This window comes from Listeria grandensis (genome assembly GCF_014322885.1).
Lineage (GTDB): Bacteria > Bacillota > Bacilli > Lactobacillales > Listeriaceae > Listeria_A > Listeria_A grandensis.
The window spans coordinates 153,569-172,946 of the sequence record NZ_JAASUG010000005.1 but is presented as its reverse complement, the minus strand read 5'-3'; the positions used below and the strand labels follow the sequence as shown (position 1 = coordinate 172,946).

The following is a 19,378-nucleotide window of genomic DNA, read 5'->3' as shown; positions in this document are numbered from 1 at the left end:
CCTTTTGTTCAGGCTTTTCGAGTGCTCTATTTTTTATTATTTGGCTACAACTGGGATGTATAATGTGAAATCTACTTCACGCAAATCCTCTAAATTAAAACTACCTGCAACGCCAACTGTGTCGCTACCCATGACTTCACCGTAAGATTGACCAATGAATCCATCGATTGCTGTCCGTTCTTTTTCCGTTGTTACGAATTTAGCATACTGGCCTTCCGGAATTTCGAACGATGTATCGCCGTTATCCGTGCCAGCTTTGGCCACTAGGTACGTTTGCACGCCATCGATATTGGCATTAATACCGACAAAATCTTCCGCTGTTTTCGCGAAATCTGCTACGGCCGACTCTTTGATACCGCTCATAACCGCGAAACCTTCTTGTGGATTAAATGCTGGAATTTCAACTCTGCTTCCAGAAAAAACTTCTTTGTTTAATTGTACAATTTCAAATGACATACTTTTTCCCTCCAAAAGTTACTGTAAATTTGTTATGATGTAACTATAACATGGGAATGTTGACAAATGTATGTCATCATTTGAATTAGAAGGAGCAATTAAAATGAAAATTGAGCGGCTCATTGGAATTATTATGTTACTTCTTCAACGTGAACTTGTCAGCGCTTCGGAAATGGCAACGATGTTCGAAGTGACAAAACGGACGATTTATCGCGATATCGACACGCTTTCCATGGCAAATATTCCGATTTATACGCTACCCGGAGTCAAGGGCGGCATCGGAATTATGCCAACCTATAAAGTCGATAAGAAACTGCTCACCGTCGAAGATTTAACAGCGATTATCACTGGTTTGAGCGGCTTTGAACAACTTTTGTCCTCCGCTGACATCAAAAAAGCACTGCTAAAAATGAAAAATATGCTTGGCCATGAAAATCAGCTCCCCGCGGCATCTATTTCACTAGATTTTTCGAATTTAGCGATGAAACAGGAGTTTAACGAGAACGTGGAGCAGCTCCATTTAGCAATTAAGAAGCAACAGTTGGTAGCCCTGACCTATATTGATCGCGATGGCAACCAAACCACAAGGAAAGTGGAACCGTACCATTTACTTTTTCGCAATCGGTCTTGGTATTTGCAGGGATACAGCTTGGAGCGCCAGGATTTTCGCACGTTTAAATTATCGCGCGTCCTCGAATTAGAAGTCTCTGCTGAGTCGTTTGAGGCACGTCCATTTATACTGAAACCGTTCCAATCGCAAGCCTCGCAGCCGCCATTTGAGATGACAGAAGTGCACCTTATTGTCGACAAAATAGCTCGAGAACAAATCGCCATGCGGTTCGGGATGACGACGATAGAACCATTGGATGCATCACATTTTTCAGCAAAAGTAATGCTACCAAATCACGAAGCTGGCTATCGATTTCTGCTCCATTTAGGTGCGCATGTGACCGTCCGCAAGTCTGGTGATTTTTATGAAGATTTCGTCGCATATTTGAAGGAAATTCAAAGTAAGTATGACTAGAAGCTATTTTTTCCGAGCCGCGACGAGTAACATCATTGGTCGGCGCAACTCATCAGGCATATCCGGATGGCTGGCTAACATCGCCGCATCAGGTTCAGGCTCCACCAATTTCACCAATTCAAAACCAGTCTCAAGAAGCGTGTTCACATAAGTCGTCATCGTTTTGTGATACTTCGTCACAGCCTCACCTAAGAAATTCGCCGTCCGCAGACCTTCCGTGAAATACTTATCGACCGGCCAATGCAGTTTATTTCCATCCTCATCATAGTACCAATCCTGCGTTCCTTGCGCTGTAAAAACAGGATGTTCCACAGAAAAAAGGAATGCCCCACCTGGCGCCAGGCTCTCGTTTACTTTCTCGCAGATCGCTTGAAACGACGCAATATAATGGAACGTAAGCGAGCTAATCACTATGTCAAAACTTGCATCCGGGAAATCGATATCCTCAAGCGCCTGATGGATGTAAGTGATTTTCGGTGAATCTGTTTTCTTGCGGGCTTCGGCGAGCATATTTTCTGAAATATCCACGCCTACCGCTGAATCCGCGCCATTTTCGATCGCATATAGACAATGCCAACCAAATCCACAACCGAGATCAAGCACTCGTTTCCCCGCGAAATCAGGCATCATTTTCTGAAACTCATGCCATTCTCCAGCACCTTTCAAACCCTCCACCGAGCGATTCATTTTGCTGTACTGCTCGAAAAAAGCAGGATTATCATATTTATTTTCTTTCATCTTGGTACACCTCTTTCTTTTATGTAAACATTATAACAAAAAACCGCTATCCATGAAAATCTTGAGGCGGATAGCGGTTATCATTAAACAAATAGCGGGATTACGTGAACGATAATTTTCACCCCTCAACAAGCGCATAATATTTCTTTGTCTTACCGTCGATCTCTACAATTAAGACATCACCACGCTCTTTAACACGGAAGATTTTAGTACCTGATGTTAATTGCGTCGCATCACCATTTTCAAACTCTTTCAAAGGATGCTTCATTGAAAAAGTCTTTTTAATTTCACCAATTTGATTGTTTTTCGTCACTTCTAAGTCATCAACCCAATCGATATTTGTTTCATAGACAACATCATCTAGTTGAAAAATGTCAGCATTCGGATTTTCACTTAAAATTTCTGTTGCTGTCGGATTTGTTGAGACCGAATGCGTTATTTCTTGCTGACAACCAAGCATCCAAAAAAGGGATAACCCTATTAGAACGATAACAATATTTCTCATAACCCATCTCCTAAAATCGCGTTACTAAGCAACCTTAATGACGTTTTCTTAAATAAAATACAGATGTTCCAGCAAGCAAACATCCCAATAAAACTAAACCAATTGGAGAAGTGTCGCCTGTTTCTGGTAAGTTACTTGTTGCCGTTGATTTCGCTGGTGTTTTTGTATCAGAGACTACGCCAACTGGATCAGCGTTCGGGGCTTTGCTTGGCGCTTTATTCACTGGTATTTTCGCTGTGACTTTATTGCTGTCTTTCGAGATGTTTCCTGCTACATCGAACGCCTTAACCGTATAGCTATATGACTTTCCTGACGCGATTTTACTATCCGTATAGGTCGGCTTTGTCACCGTGGCGATCTCTTTGCCATCACGGTAAACTTTGTAGCCAGTCACCGCAACGTTGTCCCGAGAGGCATCCCAATTTAGAACCACTCCGTCGCTAGCCACTTTGGTCACACGCAAATGACTTGGGACACTTGGCGAGGCGATATCCACTACTTTCGGAGGCGCCTCCGTACCTTCATAAATCAACTGCTGACCGAGCTCCTGTCCTGATGCCGTCATTCGCTGTGCTAAAGTTACTGTTTTCAAGTCAGTTGGCGCCACACTTGATTTCAATCGGAAAGTATAGCTGTCTCCTGGTTTTATAAGTCGTGCGTCAGATGAAGCAAGATCGATGACTGTATAGCCATTTTCCGATTTCACAATACCCGCTTTATGATCCGTTGCGATCAGCTTTTCTCCATCGCGAATCGGGATATAGAGGCGCGGTAATTTTACTGTTTTCGCCGCCGCTTCGACTGGTTTTAAAACATCACTCGTCTCACTGACCACTTCTTTGTTCGTAATCGTGATTTCGTAACCTGTACCATCATTTGAATACGGCGTCACTTTCATATCCATCACTAATGCCTGATACGGCAGCGTATTCCCGACCAATTTCCCAGCTCCAAACATGCCGTTTTTAATCGCCGTTGTCAGTTCATCGCGTTTCGTCGTAGTTGTTGGCTTATCCTGTGATTGCATCCATGAAATCATTCCGCCCAAACCATTGTCCTTCACATAGTTCGCCTTAGCCGTTACCGAACGCACATTATCGTATGTGAAAAATGCACCCGTTTCGCGACTATACAAATACGGTGCCTTCGCGATATTATCCCAGTATTCCGTCAAGCCCGGCGTCACCGCTTTCAATGTATCGATACTGCGATATGCCCAAATCCCGCCAACTGTTCCGCCGTCACCAGCGACAAGCGGTTTCTCATTATCCGCACCATTACTCGAGGAGCCATCCGCGTTTTTATTCGTGCGCTCAACTGGCTGAAATAGGCCCGGCTGACTCGCATTCGTGCCTTCTGCAACCGTATCCCATCCACGCGTATAAAACGCCGCACCAACAACAATTTTCTCAGGCGTAACTCCCTTACTCAACAAGTATTTCGTCACACCATCAATCGATAAACCATAATTCGCATATGGGTCTGCCGGATTATCATAAAGCGCTGTCTGATGACCCGTCACGCCATCCCAAGCCCCATGCATGTCATACGTCATCATATTCCCAAAATCGATAATCTCAAAAACTCGCGCCACATCGATTCCCTGACTCATCGTCCATTGCGACGCCGGCAAAGCTACCGACAACTCGTACGCCCGATTCAGCGTCTTGCCCTGTGCATCAAGCCCCGTCCGCAAATCCTGCAGCAACTTCACGTAATTCTCCTTATCCGCCGGCCCCGCATTTGGCGTCCCTTCATCTTCCTTATTATCAAGCAAATCCCCATCCCGCGGCGAATTCGGATACTCCCAATCCACATCCACGAAATCCATATTCGTGTATTTCACAAACTTCAACACATTGCGTACAAAATTGGCACGCGACGCATCATTTGCCGCCATCACCGAAAAATCTCCCGACTTCGACCAGCCTCCTAGCGAGACCCCTATTTTCAAGTTCGGATTCGCCGCACGCAGATCCTGAAGCGCGTTCAAAATACCGCCCATCGCAGCCTTCTGCCCAACAGCGGCACTCACCGCCGCATCCCTATCCGTAAACTCCAAATTCCCCGCACTATCAAAATCCATAAACGCGAAATTCAGATGCGTTAACTTGTCCGCAGGAATATCTTTCGGATAAAATTTCCCTTCCGATTCCGTAATCGACCAATCCCCATAATACATCACGTTCCGGTAAGGCGACTTTGACTCTGCTGCAACCAATTTCGGCACGCCTATCAGCCCCGATAAAACAAGTGATAAACCGAGCAATACTACTATCAAACTCCCAAAAACCTGCTTTGTTCCCTTTTCCATTCTTGTTTCCTCCCACTTTGCTTGTAATTATCCCAAGTAAACACCATTTTTTATGTGGTTAGCCAAGTTATAAAACGCTTACAAAAACGACTAAAATCACATCCCCAATCTTTCCCATCATACCATATTTAATCCGAAAATTACATCTAAAACAAAAAAAAGGACAAACAAGAGCACTCGTACCACTCTTTTTTGTCCCTATTCCTTAAACTTCTTGGAGGTCCGTCAACGTACCACAAATATTCTTCGTAGCTGGATAAACTTGCGTATAAACCTCATACAGTTTTTCGTATTTTTTCACATTTTCCGCTCGAGGTGTAAAGGTCGCGTCCTTATATTGCACGAACACATCGCGACAAGCCTCAAAATCCGCAAACCAGCCACTGCCGACAGCCGCGAGCATACACGCACCAACGCCCGGCCCTTGCTCCACCTCTAAACGAATGATTTCCGCATTGAAAATATCCGCCTGCATTTGCATCCAATCCGCATTCTTAGCACCACCGCCAACACTGATGATCTGCTTAAACTTCTTATTTTTAGCCTCTTCCATCAATATCTGCGCATCTTTCAAACTAAAAGTAATCCCCTCAAGCACCGCACGCGCGAAATGTTTCAGCTCATGCCTCGTATCGATACCGATAAAACTACCACGAATTTTCGAATCCACATGCGGCGTCCGCTCACCGACAATATACGGCGTGAAAAGCAAGCCCTCACTGCCCGGTGCAACGGTATAAACATCCGCCAATAACTCTGCGAAACTCAAACCCTTGCCGAATGTATTTTTAAACCAGTTCAGCGAATTTCCCGCGGCAAGCGTCACACCCATCGAATAATTAGCGTCCGGAATTACATGGTTGAAGAAATGCAATTTTCCTTTATAGTTTGATATATCCGCTTCAAAAGAACTGAAAACACCACTGGTACCAAGCGAAACAAGCGCGTAATCCTCACTCACAACACCCGCTCCGAGTGCCGCACACGCATTATCCGCGCCCCCAGCAAACACCTTCACTTCTCGTTTCAAGCCAAAGCGCTTCGCATAGCCCGCATTCACCACTCCGACCTGCTCCATCGAAGAAACAACCGGTGGCAAAATGGACATCGCGATCCCGAACTTCTCGCAAATTTCCGCTGACCAATCACACTTTTCAATATCAAATAGCGACGTGCCCGCAGCATCCGAGTACTCACAATGCATATTCCCCGTCAGAACAAACGCCAAATAATCTTTCGGCAACATAATTTTCCGAACCTCAGCCCAAACTTCCGGCTTATTTTGCTGCAACCATAAAATTTTAGGTAGCGTGAAGCCTTCCAGCACAATGTTTTTCGTGATTTCAATCATCGAATCGCCGAACTCCGCCATGATTTGCTCACATTGCTTCGTCGTCCGCACATCGTTCCATAAAATCGCCGGATGCACAATCTTACCCTCCTCGCCAAGCGTTACCAGCGAATGCATCTGCCCAGAAAAACTGATAGCCTCAAGCTCTGCGCCAAAATCAGCCACTTCAATGCTGAGTCGCGTCAAAACCTCTTCACAAGCAACCACCCAATATTCCGGATGCTGCTCAGAAAACCCCGGCGCCGGCGAATCAATCTCATACTCCGCCGAAGCCTCACCAACCACTTGCCCCGCTTTATTCATGACGATTCCTTTTAGAGAACTCGTTCCAAGATCAATGCCCAGTACATAACTCATCAGCTAAAACTCCCTCAAAATAAATAATCATTCAAAACAGATTTCACATATTCGATATGACTCGATTCTAGTTTAATATCGTCGCCATTTTTATAAGCATAGTCAGAAAGCGACTCCAAGTCCTCTTTCCCAGCCAAAATCGACTTCCCGATCTCCGTACCTGACCATTTACCATAACGCTCCGCAAGCAAGTTCTCGATAAACTTGTCCTCGATCAATTTCGCAGCTACTTTCAGCCCGCGAGCAAACGTATCCATCCCAGCAATGTGTGCTAGCAACAAGTCTTCCATCGCAAATGAAGAACGTCTAACCTTCGCATCAAAGTTAACGCCACCTGGAGCAATACCACCATTTTGCAAAATTTCATACATCGCCAGCGTCACATCCATCACGTTCGTTGGAAACTCATCCGTATCCCAGCCTAGCAACATATCGCCTTGGTTCGCATCAATCGAACCCAACGCGCCAAATTCGCGTGCCACACGTAACTCATGCTCAAAAGTATGACCAGCAAGCGTCGCATGGTTCGCCTCCAAGTTCAGCTTAAAGTCACCCTCTAAACCATAATTCTTAATGAACGCCATCGTTGTCGCTGCATCAAAATCATATTGATGTTTTGACGGCTCTTTCGGTTTCGGCTCAATAAGGAATTGCGGTTTGTGACCAATTTTCTCACCATACGCAATCGCCATTTTGAATAAACGCGCAATATTATCCTGCTCGAATTTCATATCCGTATTTAAAAGCGTCTCATAACCCTCACGGCCGCCCCAGAATACATAGTTCGCGCCGCCAAGTTTCTTAGAAATATCCAAACCCTTCTTCACTTGCGCCGCCGCATAAGCGAACACTTCCGGGTCATTCGTCGAACCCGCACCATTATTAAAACGAGGATGCGAGAACATATTTGCTGTATTCCAAAGCAATTTGATACCCGTTTGATCCATTTTCACTTTAATCAAGTCCGTAATTTCATCCAAATTATTCATGAATTCTTCAATCGAATTACCCGCTGGCGCCACATCGATATCGTGGAAACAGAAATACTCCACACCCAGTTTTTCAAGGATTTCAAAAAACGCCTCGACGCGGTTTTTCGCCGTATCCATCTCTGTTGCCCCGATCCAAGTGCGCTCATTCGTAGGCATTCCAAACGGATCACTACCATCTTGAGTCATCGTGTGCCAATACGCTACAGCAAAACGCAGATGCTCCTTCATCGGCTTCCCTAAAACAACCTCATCCGCCTTATAATGACGAAATGCAAACCGATTTTTCGTTGCCTTACCTTCAAATTGAATCTTCTCTACTTGTGGAAAATAACTCATAATATATAGCCTCCTCATAAATTTAACACACTGATTCCAATTGGTTTGTGCGTCGAACTAACTATAAAAATATCATACCTTTTTTAGCTTCGTTTGTAAAGCGGTTTCATTTAGTTTTTTCATAAATAAAAACCACGAACGTGTTTGCTCGCAGTTTCAGTTGCATCTGCATTCCTGAGGAGAAATATCATCTTTTATCGAATATTACATAATACAACTATAGAATATGTTATGCTCTATTCAAAAAGCCGAAAGAAAAAAGAAAGGACAAAAAATCATTTTCTCTCTTACGCGCCCAATGTGTTGGTCGATTTCCGCTAGTATCACACAATGAAATTAAGTAATACTCAACTTTCAAAGTCTCCCCCTCACATACTACATCCTAATCATACACCCCTATTAAGTTTATTCGGATATAGTTTCACGTTCGTTTGGGGCATACCCTTATCAAACATTATTTAGCGCACAAAAAAACCACCGCGGAAAAGGGAGTAACCGCGACGGTCTAAAAGGGAGTTAACATTTCCAATCATCTTCTAATTCGGAAATAATCAATGAAGGAACCGGTTCGTCATTATCATCAATAGACTGTTGTTCATTGATATGAACACTTAGTGACAGATATATTAAAAGTTCTCTGATCATATTTAAAAGTTGATACGTAAATTTTTCAAGAGATTCCTCCGATATATTGATTGAGTCAGTTTCAACACTTTCATAGTCTTTATCATAAAGACTATCTAAATAAACATTTACAAATTTATGTTCAAGTCCATTTCTAAGTGTGTTAAGTTCTTTTGCATGTGGGCTTGGAGATTCGTAAAGCTTGATAAATAAATCTTTAAACAACCAGTAAATACCTCTTAGCGCACGATTCTTTTCGAGAGGCAATATATTTCTATAATCATATCCATTTCGTCCTGTTTTTTTCTCTTTCCAAATGCTTCGGAAATTAATATCTCTTTCTTTTATACCCAAATCAAAGTATTCATTTAAAAAATAAGCGACTTTATCAAAAAGAGAATATAAAGAACGGTAAGATAGTTTTAGTTTTTCTTGTCGTATTGAAAATGAAGTATAGTCTAATGTATTTAGTATATGAGTTTCCTTGTCTGCATAGTGTGTATCATTTTCTAATTGAGTGCACTCAAAGAAATTAAATCTTGCTGAAATAAATTCTTGCTTCAAATTGTTGAACATAGAGTGAAATTTATAGTTTACTCCACCACTAATCTTCATTCTCATACTTGGTAAATGTAAAATGTCCGTAGCAACAAAGCTGTCAATAAACGGCAAATCATTCATTGGATTTAAGTAGAGGTGATTGTGAAGTATCCATGTCCGATAATCAACTTCATCCTCTGTTTCTCCAAGAGAGAACGAATCAAAATTGAGTTCAGTTTCCAAAAATTTTTCCTTGAAATCATCATCATATAAAGATAGATAATATGCAAAATATTGTTTCGCTTGAGAGTGTAGATTTGCTTCATTGCTTAAAGTGTTTTTAAGCAATTTATAGGCTACATGGTGAAAAATATTCGCGTGATTAGTATCACTCATAATATTGGCATAAGATATATATGCTATCCCACTATTTCCAAGTGCCATTCCAAATTTCGGGTTAATATCTAAAGCTTTTTGAAAGTATTTAATGGCTTCGATTGTTCTACCAATACGACTCAAGGAGTTTGCGTAATTAGTATATAGATTTAATTTGAATCCTAAATAATAAGGATTTTTGGGATCAGAAATACCGAATTCATTAATAGAATCCAAACTTTTTCTAAAGTAAAAAATTTGCTTTTCCTGATTTTCTTCGGTTTGATACTTTTTAGAATACATCTCTAAATCTCCATGGGTTGTTGCAATTGAATAATATAGTGAAGCCTTAGAAATACTATTTAGATTTACGGAAGAAAGTGTTTGTAGTGTTTCTTCTAATATAATTTCTAAATTTTCAATGTCCTGTAAATCTAACGCATTATCAAATTTTGTTTGTAATTCTAATACTTTTTTATCTAAAGGGTTATGCAGGTCTATATGCTTATCTTCGATATTTTTTTTCATTTATTCTCCAATCTTATTTTATCAAATTGATGCTGCATTTTTTTTAGCACTATTCCAACTCTCAAACGTCTAATAACTTGTTCTTTTTCAGGGGAGTTGAGTGGAAGGTAATCATAACAATCTCCCAAAATAGCAATGTTATTTTTAAGTGATTCTAAATTACTTTCAATATAACAAATGAAATCATCTTTTTCTTTCTTGTTTTCAAAAAGAAGAACTATTTCCATGAATGATTTGTATGCACAAAGTGCTTCTTCACTTTTTTCATTCAACAAAAATAAATGTAAATCATATGATATACTGTCTTTGATAAAATATTTGAAAGGATCAAAAGTTTGATGATATTTATCGTAGTGAATAAATCCCCATTCAGGAACCACAGTAGTATACCTACCACTGTCTAAAGAAACTGTTTGCCTACTATAAAGAGTTGTTCCAAAATAATTAGCACTAATCATTCCATAGGAAGTAGATTCATTTGTCATGGCATATGCGTAAAACTCAGCACGGTGGTTATCTTCGTCACCCATTTCTGAAAGTGTATATTCTGGATATAAATTATGGTAACAGATGCTCTCAGAACCTGACCAACTATCTTTTTCCTGTAAGTGATACCTTAGTTTCTCGAAAGGAGACAAGTGAAGTCCAAATCTTTTTTTCCAAAGGTACTCAACATGATTGCTATCAGCGCTTCTATTAATATCGGTATTAGTATCGCCTACTCGTGTGTAGATGTAATTTGCTCTTACATTCCTGCTTTGCTCTTTATAATCATTAACTAAATAATATGGGGTATCAGTTGTATTGTGTACAATGAGAACATCAATTTCATTCTTTTCAATCTCAAATGTGACTAATTGTATTTTAGGCCGAATATTCATTGAAAAAGGCTTCTCTTTTAGAAAATCGATAATATTTTGCTGATTTTTTCTATTAATATCTTCTTTTACGCCTAAAACATTAAATGTTTTATCCTCAACACCAAAAATAATATATCCATCATGATTACTTCTGTTGTTTGCCATACAAATAATATCATGCAACAAATCAGCTTTGTTATCATGAAAACATTGTTTAAAATCCCAATAATCATCTTCACGTTTGCTATTGATAAGAGAAATTACCTCATCTTTTATTTTTATCAAATTAATTTCAGCCTTTCCTAATGTAATAGATACTATTAGTATAACCTCCACAATAAGGGCATATTATTTCATTCATGATTAAAACCACTTCTCCCCTATAATGTATCCGCTTTATTCAATAATCTAGCTACATTATAACATAAACCTCCTCTATATCCATATATCTCCTATGTCAAAAAGTGTCTCTTACTATTACATGTTTCAAAATCCATTTTCAGATACTTTGACACTAGATTTTCGTTCCTTTTCACATGTGTCAAAAAGCATGCTTTTTGACACTACATATACAAAGAATGAGCGTCTCTTTTTCAGCACGCTCTCTTTCTTTACATTTACTTTGATCGTTTCACCAACTTTTCTTTATTTTTTTTTACTCTTCTCTTAGCACTTAACAACATCAAAATGTTATAAAATAATATTCCATAAATCGCCGTTTCCATAAAGTCACCATTTACAATAGCTATTATCAAGACACTCCAATAAGGATGCTCATTTTCTAGCCATTTGTTCCACTCCCTTTTTTCGAACTCTAAAAATTAAAAATGGTGCCAAAACCCGTAAGTTTTAACACCATTATCTAAAATATACAAGCTTTTTCTACTACTTACTCAACTTCACAAGCTCAGTACCCGCTCGGTCCCACATTTCATTCATCATGTCATAATATTTATCATCCATTGCAACATCCACAAGCATCCTTGTCTGGCTATCTACTGGTTCAAATATATAGTGTTCTAGCATATCTGCAAATGCAGCAACCTCAACATATTTCCCATCATTGATTTCACCTAAAAATGCGAATTTGATTTCTTTTTCTGGTTCAAACACGACTACTTTAGAAACCAAACCATTTCCCTCCGCATCAACAAAGTTAACGGTTTTATTAAGTCCCATATCACCAGTGTAGGTCGATCCTTCATGGAAAGCAGCTGCCCATTTTTCATACTTACTGCGATCAACAACTAATTGCCAAGCCTCTTCAGGTCCGCAATCAAGCATAAACTCTTTTTTAATGTGTTTCATTATAAACCTCCTTCTAGATATCTTTTTAATGGAAATATATATTTATATTGTAGTACATCCGACATCTACTAACAAGCAATATGTGCTCTGGTAGACTAAAGTTGAAATGGTACCCCTTTTTCATACAGAATTTTCAAGGTGTCTCCAGCATGTTGAAAATTGATTAGTAATCGAAGCATCCGTTTAAAACATTGTCCAGAGATAATCTTATCTGAAAAAACAAGAGCAAGCGCTTTCTACACGGCTGTAAGTAATGAAAAATTTGCTTTTATGTCACGGACTCCCTAGACACACCTATGCTATAATAAAGGTGTGTTTAAAGAACACATGTGAGTTTGGCTAATAGAATGAGATGTTCTACGCGAGTCATCGATCTAGTGGGACTAGATTGTGGATGCGCGCTCCCCTTCATCTCCTTCTACATGCAGAAGAGGTGCAGATTCCCTTCCATGTTCTGGGGTCTATGCCTCTTTTTTAGTCTGTAGCATCCTTTGCGCTTTCTATCAAATACGCCACAATTGAGCCAGACAAATACCTGGGAATCCTTCCTTTTCGTTCGGTGGAATCGTATTCGTCTCCATCGTGCATTGAATTACCAAAGTCCGACTAGTTTTCGTATCACGAGATCTCTCGAAAACAAAAGTGTTACAGGCTAAATCCCGCAACACCTTATAAATTTTATCTGACAAAAGTTTGCCATTGCACTATGTCAACTATTGGAGCGAAAAATCAAGGTACAAGCTAGGGAGAATTCATAGCTTATACCTCTTTTAATCTATAGGAATGCTGAAGTTTTTTATATAGAGCTGAGTATTTTGGAATGGATTCTATATAAGCCATAAATAGCGAGAAACGAAATGAGCATTAAAAAGTCGTCAATATTCCAAAAAGATCGTGGGAAGGAAGGATAATTTACATAGAATAAATGCTTTTAAAGGAAAATGTTAATAATTTAGACACAAATTAACCAGCGCTTACATGTTATAATTAATACTAATGAAAAGGAGGGATCACAAATAAAAAAATTACTAGTAGCTTTTAGCGCCATATGCGCTCTTACATTTAGTTTCACAGGAGCGGGTGTAATTGGAAATACTCCTAACGTTATGGTGGCTGTGGCAACATCAATAAAGCATACGCAGTCCTTTAAGTTTAGTTCAGGATCTGGGCCAGGGAGAATGTATGCAACGATTACGCAGAATGGGTATGTGTACAAAGGGTATGTCTATAAGACAGGCTACATGTATCGTGCAGCTAGCGGAAATTTATCAGATTATTCGGGGTACTTATATCGATAGAAATTTAAGTATATTATCTTAGTAGAAGAGGAACGCTAACACATAGCGAACGATTATTAATTTTATCAGTCCAGGATACTCACACATTTGGTAATTTGGAAAGGACGCGATGAATAATGGAAAAATTAAGTATGAAGCTCGGTTTAGTATTTGTTTTGTCACTTGGCTTTTTTGGATTTTTAGGTAAGGTGTCACCATCACCGCAGGCATCAACAGGTTCAAGTAGTATGACGATGACGATTTCCCAAAGCTATACGGGGGGTACTGGTCCAACAATGAGACATTTCACAACCACTAGTTATGGGAACCGCTATACTGGGTATCTTAAACTGGTAAGAATAAATTACACAAGGGCAGGGACCATTTGCTACTACTCAGGAACTGTGACGAGCTCATGGAGATAATATTATTTTACAACAATAGATTAAAAGAAAATTTGAAGAAGATCTATTGTTCTAAAATAACTTAATCTTCAGAAGGAAGGGTACAATGATAGGCTAGTAATCACAAGGATGGAACATAAGTGGAGTTAAAGATCCCCAAGTGTTCCATCCTATTCAACATGTATCACTTTTTAAAAATGAGGTCTTGCGATTCTAGTCCTAAAACTTGTCGCGAAATAAGGGCGACACCGCCGAGCAGGGAGGAGTCGTAAATATCATGTGGTGTGAATTCAATCCGCGTTTCTCCTAACGGATCGAGCGCCTGATACTCCTCGGAAATGCGGTCTAACAAATCTGGAAATTGCGATAAGGACCGCGATGAAAGAAAGACAGCTTCTGGCGCGCTGTATTGCACCAAATTATAAGTAATTTGCGCAATCGCCGTGATCCATTCATCGACAACCTCCAAAACAAAGACATCTTTCTTTTTTATCAATGCGGCAAATTCGTCTACCGTCAATTCTGGCTTATTTTCATGCTTTGCGATTTTTTCCATAATTGCTTTTTCGGAGTATAACTCTTCCAATCGATATACTTGTTTATCCTTGCAGATGACCGAACGACCGATTTCGCCAGCTAGCCCCTGCACGCCGTAGTAAAGCTGCTCGTTAATGATCGTGCCAACGCCGATACCGTTATGAATATTCAGCGCCAACAAGTTCTGAAGCGGCTCCTCACCGGAATAATACCAAAAATCGCGAATCGAAATTGCGGTTAAATTGGCCTCATTCTCAAACTCGATCGGTACATCAACAATTTCTTCCAATGCAGTTAACAATGAAAAAGAATCGAGCTCTAAAAATGGACTATATCGAATCTCATTCTTGTGAACAGGAGCATGTGTCGATACCGCAATACCTAGCAGCCCTTTCATCGTATCGAACGCCTTTAAACCAGAAATAACTTCCCGCATCATCTGAAAAACGTCTTTTATATTGCGGCCGGTTAAGCGAAGCGACTCTTTTTGAATCACCTCACCATTCAAATAATTCACCGAATACCTTAAATGCCTCGCTCCCATATCGAAAGCCAAGACATAACCATACCGATAATTAAATTGAATCAAATTCGGTCTACGTCCGCCTGTGTGGGAAGACTCACCGATGCCAAGCTCTTCAATCAGACCTTCCTCATGTAATTCGCGAACGATAGAAGATACCGTGGATTTTTGCAAATGAATCGCACTGGCAATCGAACTTCTTGATGTCTGACCAGCATTAAATAGAGTTTTTAATACTAATTTCTTATTGTTTTCTCTCATAACATCCTGATCAGTTTTTTTAGTCATACATATACGTCCCTTTCTAGCTACCCGTTTTTAAAAAGTATAACACACAACCCTAACACCGTAAAAGTTGAAATAAAGGTTCTTGGATGCTATTCTATTTTTGAGGTTGCCAGTATACATCTGCAGGTTTGAACACTGAGCGGCGCCGAAGTTTCGATTTCCAGCGTAATGTTTCACGTGAAACATCAAAAAACTGGTTCCATTGCACACCTGAAATGTGATGGAACCAGTTTTTATCTATTTACTCTCCAAATCATGTACAAACAATCCACTCAACAGCTTCGGCTCAAACCACGTCGACTTTGGAGGCATGATCTCACCAGCATCCGCTACATCCAGCAAATTATCCATCGTTGGCGGATACATCGAGAACGCTACAGTGTATTTTCCTGCATCGACTAACTGCTCTAATTCCGCCAACCCACGAATCCCACCGACAAAATTAATCCGGTCATCGCGACGAATATCCTCGATTCCAAACAGTGGCGTGAGCACCTGATCGGCCAAAATAGACACGTCAAGACTCGCAATCACACCGTCACCAGCGAACTCTCGTTTCACTTTCAAACCGTACCACGAACCATCTAGATACATACCAAACGTATTCGGTTTCGCTGGTTTATACGCTTCCTTCCCGACCTTTTCAACATCAAATTTTATAGCAATTTGGTCTAGAAAATCAGCTGCGATCGGTACGTCGACAACACGGTTATAATCGAGAATCTCCAGCTGGTCTTGCGGGAATAGCACGGATAGGAAGAAATTGAACTCTGCGTCTGCACTAGCATCAGGGAACTCCTCGCGACGCTTCAGGCCGACCTTAACCGCCGATTCCGTACGATGATGCCCATCCGCGATATAAAGCGCAGGGATCGTCTCAAACGCCTTCGTAAGCACGCGAACCACATCCGCATCGTCCACCGCCCAAATCCGATGCGTCACATCATGAAAACTCTTGAAATTGTAAACTGGCTTATGACTACCAATCCACGCATCCACGACATCGTTCACCAGCTCATCCGACCGATACGTCAAGAAAATCGGGCTCGTATTCGCGTCCGTCACATCCACATGGCGAATCCGATCCAGCTCCTTCTCCTCACGCGTCAATTCATGCTTTTTAATCGCGCCACTGACATAATCATCAATCGCTGTACACGTCACAAGCCCCGTCTGCGGTCGCCCGTTCATTACTAACTGATACAAATAAAGTTCCGGTTTCGCATCTTTCGCAAGCCATCCCTTTTCCTGGAACTCTGCCAGATTCGACGCGGCCTGCTCGTAAACCGACGCATCATACGGTGACACATCTGGCGCCAAATCAATCTCCGCCTTATCAATATGTAAAAACGACATCGGATTTGCATCCCCGAGTTTCCGCGCCTCCTCCGTATTCAACACATCATACGGCAACGAAGCCACATAAACCGCTTCCTTCGCACTTGGTCTAATCGCCTTAAAAGCCCTAATTTTAACCACAAAAAATCCCTCCTTATTTTATAAAAATAGCCACGACAGAAATCCCATCGCAGCTATTCATTTTATCTTAGTAAGCCGTAACTCCAGCAGGTTCAATCGCACGCACACGAATCACACCAGGAATCGCGTTCAGACGCTCCTCAACCAACGATAAGTTCCCTTGCGCCGCTTTTTCCATGTCAATCAGTGTATAAGCGTAATCGCCCTTACTGCGATTGGTCATATCCAAAATATTGATCGAACCATTCGCGAGTTCCGTCGTAACCTGCCCAACCATATTCGGCACATTGTGATGGAAAACCGCCAAGCGTGGATGGCCATTATAAGGCATCTCCACATTTGGAAAGTTCACCGAATTCTTAATACTACCTGTTTCTAAAAAAGACGCCAGTTCCTTCGCTGCCATTTTGGCACAGTTGGTTTCGGCTTCTTCCGTCGAAGCTCCTAGATGAGGTAACACTTCAACATTGGGATGTTTCACAAAAGCTTCCGTCGCAAAATCAGTAATGTACATGCGCAACTGCCCAGCATTCAGCCCTTCAATCATCGCATTCTCGTCCACCAATTCCCCACGCGAAAAATTAAGTAAGACCGCGTCAGGTTTCAGCAATTGCAACGTTTCCCGATTGAACATGCCCGCCGTATTATCCTTTAGCGGCACATGAACCGTCAAATAATCACATGTCGCCAATACTTCTTCGAGCGTCATCGCACGCTCCACCTCTTTCGAAATCCGCCACGCCGTATCCACCGAAACGTAAGGATCGTAACCGACAACTTCCATGCCGAGCGCCGAAGCGTCATTCGCAACAAGCGCACCAATCGCGCCCAAACCGATGATACCTAAACGCTTCCCAGCAAGTTCCGTCCCAGCAAACCGCTTCTTCCCAGCTTCGACTTTCTTCTCAATATCAGAACCATCAAGTGTCTTCACCCACTCTGAGCCTTCCAAAATCGGCCGTGCACCCATAAATAGACTCGCCAATACCAGCTCTTTCACCGCGTTTGCATTCGCACCAGGTGTATTAAAAACCACGATTCCCTTATCCGCACAAGCCTCAACAGGGATATTATTCACTCCCGCACCCGCTCTTGCCACAGCTTTCACACTATCAGGAAACTCAAAATCATGTAGATCATAACTTCGCAGTAAAATACCATCTGGCGCTTGATTCCCATCAATTAAGTATTTTTCCACATCGAACTTACGTAATCCTTCTTTCGCAATCGCATTGAAAGTCTGAATATTAAACATGGATCTCTCCCCCTTTATGAGTCGCAACAAATTTTTCCATCAGAGCAGTCAGCGCTTCGACACCCGCATATGGAAAAGCATTGTAAATACTGGCACGCATACCACCAACCGAGCGGTGTCCCTTCAAATTTTCAAAATGAAGTCCTTCCGCTTCTTTAATAAATAATTTATCTAAATCAGGTGACCCCGTCATAAACGGTACATTCGTTAGCGAACGATCCGCCTTATTTACAGGAGATGAAAACATCGAAGACGCGTCCAAATAATCATATAAAAGAGCCGCTTTCTTCCTATTAAGCGCTTCGATTCCCGCCACGCCACCTTGCTCCTTAATCCATTCAAAAACCAACTTTGCCACATAAATCGCAAATGTCGCTGGTGTATTATACATTGAACCATTCTTCGCTTGTACCGCATAATCAAGCATCGCCGGCAAACCAGCTACGTTCCCGATCAGATCCTCACGAACAATAACGATCGTAAGCCCTGCAGGACCAATGTTCTTCTGTGCACCCGCATAAATCAGGCCAAACTTGTTCACATCATACACACTCGACAAAATATTGGAAGACATGTCCGCAACAAGTGGCACATCACCAGTTTCAGGAGGCGTAAAAATAGCAGTACCTTCGATGGTGTTATTCGTTGTGATGTGCAAATAAGCCGCGTCGGATGGCACGCGCGGTATCTCGGGAATATAGCTGAAATTCTTGTCTTTAGATGACGCCAGCACTTCAATATCACCAATCTTAGCCGCTTCTTCCATCGCTTTTTCAGACCACGAGCCAGTGTTGACAAAATAAGCCTTCTTACCAGCCATCAAATTCATCGGTATCATGGTGAATTGTAGACTGGCCCCACCTTGTAAGAATAAAATTTTGTAATTTTCGGGAATGTGCATTAATTCACGCAATAGTGACTCTGCGTCCCCAAGGATTTCCTCAAATAAATCTGACCGATGACTTAATTCCATTACTGACATTCCTGAACCTTTGTACGATAATAGCTCCTTCTGCACCTTTTCTAAAACCGGTACGGGCAAAATCGCAGGCCCTGCTGAAAAATTATACGCTCTTTCCACACAACATCTCTCCTGTTCCAATCGTATTTCCAACCTACAACTTCGATTTCTCACATCTGGTCTTAATACAAAAACTGTGACAAGCATTACAAGTATTGCGAAAAGCCTATTTTGGAGTTCACATATGTATCTCATTCCCATTTCCAGTCTAATCAAACCCAAGAAAGAATACTTACTCCTAACACTTGGATATATTATATCAGAAAATACGAATATTTTCAGACAA

14 protein-coding genes are annotated in these 19,378 nt (G+C 41.3%); 1 reads left to right on the top strand and 13 read right to left on the bottom strand.

Going from position 1 to position 19,378, the window contains the following annotated elements; genetic code table 11:
* Positions 1-36: 36 nt before the first annotated feature.
* Positions 37-456, bottom strand: coding sequence for an effector binding domain-containing protein (locus HCJ54_RS08735; RefSeq protein ID WP_187137363.1), 420 nt, complete (start codon positions 454-456; stop codon positions 37-39).
* A 103-nt stretch (positions 457-559) separates the two neighbouring features.
* Here HCJ54_RS08735 and HCJ54_RS08730 point away from each other — a divergent pair, with 103 nt between their 5' ends.
* Entirely contained in the window at positions 560-1,480 is a 921-nt protein-coding gene (locus HCJ54_RS08730) for a helix-turn-helix transcriptional regulator (protein WP_187137362.1), read from the top strand.
* A 3-nt stretch (positions 1,481-1,483) separates the two neighbouring features.
* On the opposite strand, the gene HCJ54_RS08725 is transcribed toward HCJ54_RS08730, so the two are convergent.
* From HCJ54_RS08725 to serC, 12 genes are all read right to left on the bottom strand, one after another.
* Positions 1,484-2,218 carry a class I SAM-dependent methyltransferase gene (locus HCJ54_RS08725; RefSeq protein WP_187137361.1) on the bottom strand — a complete coding sequence of 245 codons (735 nt, stop codon included), beginning with the start codon at positions 2,216-2,218 and terminating at the stop codon, positions 1,484-1,486.
* 118 nt (positions 2,219-2,336) lie between these two features.
* Positions 2,337-2,723 carry a hypothetical protein gene (locus tag HCJ54_RS08720; RefSeq protein WP_187137360.1) on the bottom strand — a complete coding sequence of 129 codons (387 nt, stop codon included), beginning with the start codon at positions 2,721-2,723 and terminating at the stop codon, positions 2,337-2,339.
* Positions 2,724-2,757: 34 nt separating this feature from the next.
* Positions 2,758-5,037, bottom strand: coding sequence for a glycosyl hydrolase family 18 protein (locus tag HCJ54_RS08715; RefSeq protein ID WP_187137359.1), 2,280 nt, complete (start codon positions 5,035-5,037; stop codon positions 2,758-2,760).
* A 205-nt stretch (positions 5,038-5,242) separates the two neighbouring features.
* A complete protein-coding gene (gene xylB / locus HCJ54_RS08710; RefSeq protein ID WP_187137358.1) occupies positions 5,243-6,745 on the bottom strand; it encodes a xylulokinase in 1,503 nt (500 codons plus the stop codon).
* 14 nt (positions 6,746-6,759) lie between these two features.
* The gene (xylA, locus tag HCJ54_RS08705; protein ID WP_187137357.1) at positions 6,760-8,073 is read right to left on the bottom strand and encodes a xylose isomerase; all 1,314 of its coding nucleotides are present in this window, start codon (positions 8,071-8,073) and stop codon (positions 6,760-6,762) included.
* Between the two features lie 516 nt (positions 8,074-8,589).
* Positions 8,590-10,140, bottom strand: coding sequence for an LA2681 family HEPN domain-containing protein (locus HCJ54_RS08700; RefSeq protein ID WP_187137356.1), 1,551 nt, complete (start codon positions 10,138-10,140; stop codon positions 8,590-8,592).
* Entirely contained in the window at positions 10,137-11,285 is a 1,149-nt protein-coding gene (locus HCJ54_RS08695; protein ID WP_187137355.1) for an ATP-binding protein, read from the bottom strand. The genes HCJ54_RS08700 and HCJ54_RS08695 overlap by 4 nt, the downstream gene beginning before the upstream one ends.
* Before the next feature lie 600 nt (positions 11,286-11,885).
* A complete protein-coding gene (locus HCJ54_RS08690; RefSeq protein WP_187137354.1) occupies positions 11,886-12,308 on the bottom strand; it encodes an SRPBCC family protein in 423 nt (140 codons plus the stop codon).
* Positions 12,309-14,173: 1,865 nt separating this feature from the next.
* On the bottom strand, positions 14,174-15,337 hold the full coding sequence (locus HCJ54_RS08685; protein ID WP_187137353.1) for an ROK family transcriptional regulator: 1,164 nt from the start codon (positions 15,335-15,337) through the stop codon (positions 14,174-14,176).
* Positions 15,338-15,574: 237 nt separating this feature from the next.
* Positions 15,575-16,816, bottom strand: coding sequence for a DUF1015 domain-containing protein (locus tag HCJ54_RS08680; RefSeq protein ID WP_185526516.1), 1,242 nt, complete (start codon positions 16,814-16,816; stop codon positions 15,575-15,577).
* Positions 16,817-16,883: 67 nt separating this feature from the next.
* Positions 16,884-18,071 (bottom strand): phosphoglycerate dehydrogenase, encoded by a 1,188-nt coding sequence (locus HCJ54_RS08675; protein WP_185410513.1) that lies wholly within the window; start codon positions 18,069-18,071, stop codon positions 16,884-16,886.
* The gene (serC, locus tag HCJ54_RS08670) at positions 18,064-19,152 is read right to left on the bottom strand and encodes a 3-phosphoserine/phosphohydroxythreonine transaminase (protein ID WP_187137352.1); all 1,089 of its coding nucleotides are present in this window, start codon (positions 19,150-19,152) and stop codon (positions 18,064-18,066) included. Before serC ends, HCJ54_RS08675 begins: the two co-directional genes overlap by 8 nt.
* Positions 19,153-19,378: the final 226 nt, after the last annotated feature.

Bases quoted from the DNA above. Each gene is read 5' to 3' on its own strand.
- HCJ54_RS08735 (WP_187137363.1), bottom strand. From the start codon at position 456: ATGTCATTTGAAATTGTACAATTAAACAAAGAAGTTTTTTCTGGAAGC.
- HCJ54_RS08730 (WP_187137362.1), top strand. From the start codon at position 560: ATGAAAATTGAGCGGCTCATTGGAATTATTATGTTACTTCTTCAACGT.
- HCJ54_RS08725 (WP_187137361.1), bottom strand. From the start codon at position 2,218: ATGAAAGAAAATAAATATGATAATCCTGCTTTTTTCGAGCAGTACAGC.
- HCJ54_RS08720 (WP_187137360.1), bottom strand. From the start codon at position 2,723: ATGAGAAATATTGTTATCGTTCTAATAGGGTTATCCCTTTTTTGGATG.
- HCJ54_RS08715 (WP_187137359.1), bottom strand. From the start codon at position 5,037: ATGGAAAAGGGAACAAAGCAGGTTTTTGGGAGTTTGATAGTAGTATTG.
- xylB (WP_187137358.1), bottom strand. From the start codon at position 6,745: ATGAGTTATGTACTGGGCATTGATCTTGGAACGAGTTCTCTAAAAGGA.
- xylA (WP_187137357.1), bottom strand. From the start codon at position 8,073: ATGAGTTATTTTCCACAAGTAGAGAAGATTCAATTTGAAGGTAAGGCA.
- HCJ54_RS08700 (WP_187137356.1), bottom strand. From the start codon at position 10,140: ATGAAAAAAAATATCGAAGATAAGCATATAGACCTGCATAACCCTTTA.
- HCJ54_RS08690 (WP_187137354.1), bottom strand. From the start codon at position 12,308: ATGAAACACATTAAAAAAGAGTTTATGCTTGATTGCGGACCTGAAGAG.
- HCJ54_RS08685 (WP_187137353.1), bottom strand. From the start codon at position 15,337: ATGACTAAAAAAACTGATCAGGATGTTATGAGAGAAAACAATAAGAAA.
- HCJ54_RS08675 (WP_185410513.1), bottom strand. From the start codon at position 18,071: ATGTTTAATATTCAGACTTTCAATGCGATTGCGAAAGAAGGATTACGT.